At 64.9% G+C, this 6,341-nt stretch carries 5 protein-coding genes; all 5 read right to left on the bottom strand.

From position 1 onward, the window contains the following. Positions 1–462 (bottom strand): DUF6708 domain-containing protein (locus IHD13_RS07960; protein ID WP_326838327.1); only part of this gene is annotated, 462 nt, incomplete at its 3' end. Between the two features lie 3 nt (positions 463–465). Then, positions 466–3,069, bottom strand: a complete 2,604-nt coding sequence (locus IHD13_RS07955; protein ID WP_195860502.1) for a toxin VasX — start codon at positions 3,067–3,069, stop codon at positions 466–468. After that, the gene (locus tag IHD13_RS07950; RefSeq protein WP_195860501.1) at positions 3,066–3,593 is read right to left on the bottom strand and encodes a DUF4123 domain-containing protein; all 528 of its coding nucleotides are present in this window, start codon (positions 3,591–3,593) and stop codon (positions 3,066–3,068) included. Before IHD13_RS07950 ends, IHD13_RS07955 begins: the two co-directional genes overlap by 4 nt. Positions 3,594–3,613: 20 nt before the next feature. Next, positions 3,614–5,461, bottom strand: coding sequence for a type VI secretion system Vgr family protein (locus tag IHD13_RS07945; protein ID WP_230086199.1), 1,848 nt, complete (start codon positions 5,459–5,461; stop codon positions 3,614–3,616). 8 nt (positions 5,462–5,469) lie between these two features. Next, positions 5,470–5,988: an Hcp family type VI secretion system effector gene (locus IHD13_RS07940; RefSeq protein WP_195860500.1), complete on the bottom strand. Its 519-nt coding sequence runs from the start codon at positions 5,986–5,988 to the stop codon at positions 5,470–5,472. Positions 5,989–6,341 lie beyond the last annotated feature (353 nt).

The raw sequence follows: 6,341 nt of genomic DNA, 5'->3' as shown, positions 1-6,341 counted from the left end.
GTACTGGGTCAGGGTGCGGCTCTCCTGCATCCAGGCCACCGCCTCGTCCCAGGGCACGTGGTAGAGCTTGTCCTTGTTCTGGAAGTAGACCTCCCGGGTACGGCGATTAAAGCGGATGGGGGAAGAGGATGGCCAGAAGACCTCCAGCAGAAAGACCGCCAAGGTAATCCCCAAGGCACCACCAATAACCATTAGGTACTTAACCAGCTCACCTTCTAGACGCAATGCCGGTGCCATCAATATCGCGCTATAAACCGCCAGCATCCCCCATATGCCGGTAAGGATCCCCTTGCCTTCTTCGGCACCGCTGGAGAGATCGAGATACAGCTCGGTCTGCTCCTGCACCTCGCCCAGTTGCATGGGCTGGCGGGCGGCCCGGCGCCTGGGCGAGAGCACGACCAGCTCGTCGGCCAGGCCCAGTCGTTGGGAGAGGTTGGCGAAATACGTCTTGATGCTCTGCATGGGCTAGCCGACCTCGATTTCGATGGGGGAGAGGGTCAGATCCGGGAAGGGCCGATAGTAGAGTGTGCCAGAAACCGAGCGTAGGCTCTGGCCTTCCCGGGTGCTATGGAAGACCCGGCGATAGACGGGGCGATCATGGCGATGCTGGCCGCCAATATCCAGGTCGAAGTCCTGCTCCGTCCATACATTTTCTTGCGTCTCGCCGCCCCACCACCCGGCACGCCAGCGCTCGGTGGCCCGGAGGGTAAACATGCCGGGAAAACGCTCGGCGGCGGGAAATTCCACATAGAGCCAGACCGCGGTATAACGGCGATCGAGGCGGTGGTTCCAGACATCCTTGCGTTCCAGCCGTATCCGCGGCTGGTAGAGCAGGCGGTAGAGCGCATCGAGCTCCCCTTCCAGATCGCCGGCCCAGGCGGCGGGCCGGGTACCGAAGCGGGTGTTGCGCAGCCACTGTTCCAGTGGATTCTCGCGGGTGTAGTAGAGGCTGACCGCCCCGGCGACGATCAAGAGCGTCAGCCCCAGCATCAGTCCCGGCTTGCCCGCCCGTGATGCCGTGGTGGCGGCCTGGACCAACTGGCCGCTGCGAAGTGCCGCCTGGGCGCGGCGGTATTGCACAAAGGCCTTGGCCGCCAGTGCCGTCTGGCCGGCACTGGCGGCACTCATGCCCGTTGCAATGGTCGCGGAGTCGAGATCGCCCTGGCCATAACGCTCCCAGGCCAGGCGACCAAAATAGACGCTATCGAATAGCGCGGTAACGCCTAGGGCACCATTGGTCACCTGGCTCAGCAGGAGATACTGACCAAATTTCGCTTCCCAGGCACCTGACATCCCCTGGGACAGTTGCAGGCCCCGGGCATCGGTCTGGGCAAAGTGCTGAAAGATCGCCGCCGTGGCCGTGGTGGTGCCGAAAAAACCAGAGCCAATCGAGATGCCGGTATCGATTGAGCGATCACCACCCGCGAGTGTTAATGCCCCGTCCAGCAACATCGCGCCATTCAGCAATACCAGAACGCTTTTCAGCGGGGCTTCACTGAGTGCCCGCGTAAAGGGGTTGCCCTGCACGGGCGCCGTGGCGTCATTCGCGGCCAGGCGCAACAGGGTCATTTGACGGCCTTCCAGGGGCTGCAGTAGCTCGGGACGCAAGCGATGGATCGCGCTGGGTGCGCCTGCTGCCCGGGCGCTGGGTTCGTTAAGCCAGTCGGCCATCTGCCGGGCCGGTACCGCCTCGGCGGTGATCGACTGGCTGCTGCGGGCCAGGGCAGCGGCGAAGTAACCGGCAACCAGAACCTTGTGCAGTGAGGCGGCACCCAGCTCCTTGAGGAGAGGCCCAATGGTGGTGCCAATAGCCAGAAACAGCCCCTCCCGCGCCGCCATCAGGCCACTGCCCAACTGGGAGGAAAGCTGGTTGAGGCTATGTGCCCAGGTGTCCCAGTCTGTCGCCTGCAGTCCGTCGGGAAGGGTCAGCATGCGGTGCACATCGCTAAGCTGCAATTGCCTGGAGAGGCCCAGTAGCGCTGTCCATAGCGAGTGACCCCCATGGTCGAAGGCGGGCCCTTCCTCCGGGTCGAGCATGCGCTCCACCATAAGGGCCCCGACCTGACTCTGCACGACACCCATCAAGGCGGCACTCCACAGGGTCTCCATGGCATCGTGATCGTCGGGCCGCGATGGATCGAAGTGACTCTGGGCGGCGGCCAGTGTGACGGGGCTGCCCTCGGCCCAGAAGGTGTCCATCCAGCGCCGCCAGTCACCGACTAGGGTGGCGAGTCGCGCTTCCAATACCTCGATCTCGGCATCATAGCGCTTGGCCGCCTCCTCGATCCTCGGCTGGTCGGCCAAGCGCGGAAGCTTGGCCCAGAATTCCCGGTTCTGCCTGGCCAGGGCAAGGATATTCTGGGCGAGGATCCGCTCTTCCCCTTCCCTGGCAAACCAGGCCTCGCGCTGTGCTAAGCCCTGGCGCTGCAAATGAACGAGGTCGATGATCACCCCCCAGGGATCATCGACGATAGCCACAGCCTGCACCTCGGCCTGAGTCAATACCGGCATCAGCGTTTCCCAGCGGGGCAGGGATGCCGAAGGCTCGCAGCTCCAGGCGAAGGCGTCGTCGTTCGGCGCGTTCAATTCAGGGACTTCGGTGGCCCATTCCAGGGGACCACTCTGCGGTGCCTGCGCCGGGTTGAACTCGCGCATCAGTGCCTGTCGACGTTCACTGCTGTGCTGCGTCGCTGTGTAGTGATCCTCGCTCCAGGCCACGGGCGACCAGGCAATGGCCGCGGGTTGCCCACAAGGCAGGAACAGGTAGGGGCCGCCGCCAGGCATGATTGGGTCGCCAGCCCGAGGGGTCTCCTCCAGCGCGCCGCCGGTTACCTGGTACTCGATCAGACGCTGCTGGTTCTCGAGCCAGACGTAACACCAGCCATCGCGAAGTGGCCGAGCCACATAACGCAGGGCGATCTCGGTTGCCTCATCGCCCGCTGTCATTATCTTGCCCTCGAGCTCGGGCAGCTCAATGCCTGCCAGGCAGGGGCTTTCCAGCCCGTCATGCCCGATGGCATAACGTACGGGAATAATGGCAGCAAGCAGCGGGCATTGGGCAGCGCTCATGAAGCGGTCTCCGAAGGCGAGAGTGAGGCCAGTTGGCGCTCATCGAAGGTGAACAGGGGACGCAGCGCATCGTCGTCAGGCTCTTCCCATGCCTGCCGTCCAGATACGGGAAGGGGTAGCCACTCTCCCTGTGGTGCGGAAAGCCGCAGCGAGGCAATGGCGTGCCAGAAGGCATCGGGGAAAACCCGTTGTTCGATTCCACGAGCCAACACGCGACCATCGGCATAGCGAAGCCAGAGCGTGCGCCCCATGGGGCCACGAATCAGCAGGCGGCGTCGCCAGTAAGCCGTAAGGGCATAGGGCGACAAGGGGCTGGTAAAGTACCAGGCGTCGCGTACCGGCGCTTCATTGGCACGCCAGCGCTCGAACAGCTCGCTATCGATATGGACTCTGGCCATCAGGGGACCGGAGGCCGCGATAGGTTCGTAGACGGTACCCTGCAATACTGCGAAGACATCTTCTGCCATTCCCGGGGCATATAGCGCGGGCAAGGCGCGGGGATTGAGCTTGCCATCGATCATCATCCAGCCTTGGGCTCCCATGATCAGGCACCTCCCTTAGCTTCGCAGACCTCGCAGACACCCTCGCCCAGTCGAGCGGCTTCATGCAGCACATAGTCCTGCTTGAGCAGGGCCGCAGGAGCCTTGAAGCTGACGTGTCCGCTCTCCTCCGCCAGCGTATGGCCTGGCAATAGCGGGGCCTCGGCGGCCTGGCCAGAGCCCGAGCCGGGGCTGCCGCCGGCGTTGATCTTGACGCTGGGGCCGGCGAGGGTCACGCCGCCGCCGTCGAGCTTGAGGAAGCTGCCGCCGGCGTTCAGGGTCAGCTCGCTGCCGGCCTCCAGCACCACCTTGTGGCCAGCCTTGATATGCAGCTCGCGGCCACACTCGCTGAGCCAGGCCTGGCCGGCCCGGACGTGCAGGCTGCCCTGGACGATCAGGTGCTGGTTGCCGTCGCTCTGCTCATGGCGGTTGCCGTGGACACGGTGGTGCTCGTCGTTGTCGATCTCACTGATGCGGTCGTTCGCGACCCGCAGGTAGCTATCGTGGCCGATCGCTTCGGTGCGGTCGTTATGGGTCAGTAGCTCCAGGTCCTTCTGGGCGTGCAGCCAGATCTGCTCCTGGTCGGCCTGGTCCTCGAAGCGCAGCTCGTTGAAGCCCTCGCCCTGGTGGCTCTGGGTGCGCAGCACGGTGCGGGTCTTGTGCTCGGGCAGCGCGTAGGGCGGGGTGTTGACCGCGTGGTAGGTGCGCCCGGTGATGATCGGTTGGTCGGGATCGCCCTCCAGGAAGCTGACGATCACCTCGTGGCCGATACGCGGAATGGCCATGCTGCCATAGCCACCGCCGGCCCAGCCCTGACTGACCCGCAGCCAGGCGCTGGCCGTCTCGTTGGGCTCGGCGTAGCGGTCCCAGGGGAACTGCACCTTGACTCGGCCGTGTTCGTCGCAGTGGATCTCCTCGCCCTCGGGGCCCACCACGAAGGCCACCTGGGGGCCGTCGACCCGGGGCCGCCGCGGCGGCTCGGGGCGCCAGGCACGGTCGGCGGGGGCCAGCACCAGGGTGTTGGCGAGGCGGGTCAGGCCGTCGGCCTGGGCGGCCTCCTCCTCCAGGGCCTGGGGCTGGCTGCCGGTATGGACCACCGCCACCACCTGCCAGTCGCGGTTCGTCTCCTCGAGGTCGTGGCCCTCGAGGGTGAAGCGGGTGCCGGGGGCCAGCTCCGGCAGGTCGCTCTCGGCCTCGGCGGTCAGCGCCTGGCGGCGCAGGGCCTCAAGGCGGATGCGGGTAAAGGCCGTGCCGGAGGCGTCCGCCTTATAGCGACCCGGGTAGTCGTAGTGCTCGTAGTCGTCCCGTTGCGCATGCGCATCGAGCCCGTCGGCCATATGCTCATGGAGCTGGGCCTGGTGTAACTGTGAATAGGCCGGCTGCTTAAAGGAGTAGTCCTTGAGCACGGCGCTGGCCGGGGCCACCCGCGAGACCTGGCGCAGCTTGCGCAGGTGGCGCTGTGGCGGGGTGCCGCCGGCACGGCCATGGTAGGTCCGCGGCCCCAGGCCGCCCAGCACCTGGGGGTCGTCGGCGAACACCAGGCGGTGGGCGCCGCCCTCGGTATTCTCAAACTCGTGGAAGAAACACAGCCCCTCCTCGGCGGCCAGGCGCTGGATAAAGGCCAGGTCGCTCTCGCGGTACTGCACGCAGTACTCGCGCTCTTCGGGCTCGCGGGTCACGGCAAAGGCCACATCACGCAGGCCGCGCTCCTCGCAGAGGGTATTGATGATGGTCAGCGGCGAGACTCGCTGGAAGATCCGCGAGTTGTGGCGCAGGCCGAGGCGCCACAGCGCCGGGCGGACCTCGAGGTGATAGAAGGTACGGCGGTGGCCGCGGTCGCCGCGGGCGGCCATCCTGGGGCTTACGCCTCCAGCGGCGCGCGCCAGTCGTCGGAGCCGGAGGTGCCGGCCACGGTGTGCTCCCAGTCGATCTTGCGATAGGCCAGGGAGACGTCCATCAGCTGGGTGAACTCGGACTGGGTCGAGTCCTGGGCATGCGGCATGCGCAGGTTGATGTCGACGATGGTGGCGTCGGTCAGGGTGGTGGTGAAGAAGTGCTCCTGACGGCCCTCCACGGAGGTGCGGTACCACTTCAGCTCGACATTCGGCAGCATCTCGCCGGAGGCCAGGGCGTTGTACATCAGCGGCACGGCCTTGTTCAGCGCCACGGTGAAGATGAACGGCTTGTGGGCGCGCTGGCCGGCGGGCTGGCCGGACTGCGGGTCGGTGGGCACGGTGACGATGTGCTTGAACTCCTGCACCAGCATCTCGTCTTCGTGGCCTTCCACGTAGATGTTGCCCACGGAATCCGGGGTGAAGGCGCCGGCGGTGATATGGCCCTGGGTCTGACCGTGGATGCTGATATAGCAAGGTGTCGGCATGAGTCTGCTCCTTGACGGTATGAGAAAAATGTCCTGAGGACACCAGTCATAGGGCAGGAGCCATGCCAGAAACCACAAAACCATTGATAATCAATGCATTATAAAAACAGGCACAATAAAAACATCCCGATCGGGCAAGAAGTGGCCCGAAAATCGGGTCATTTCTTGCTCGCGGGCAAAAAATGACCCGGCGTTTTGTTGCCGCAGGGTTAAGGAAGGTTATCGGGGTTACGAAGATTCCCCGGACGCGCCCTGCCCTGTCGCCACTCGATATCCCGGCGCATAAAGTCGAGGATCCAGCGGGCCATCAGGGCGTCGTGCCCTGGGATTCTGCTGGCCACCACGCTAATGAG

This window comes from Halomonas sp. 328 (assembly GCF_015645095.1).
Taxonomy (GTDB): Bacteria; Pseudomonadota; Gammaproteobacteria; order Pseudomonadales; family Halomonadaceae; genus Bisbaumannia.
Note: the sequence above shows the minus strand (reverse complement) of the source record. Positions and strands in the feature narration are given on the sequence as shown.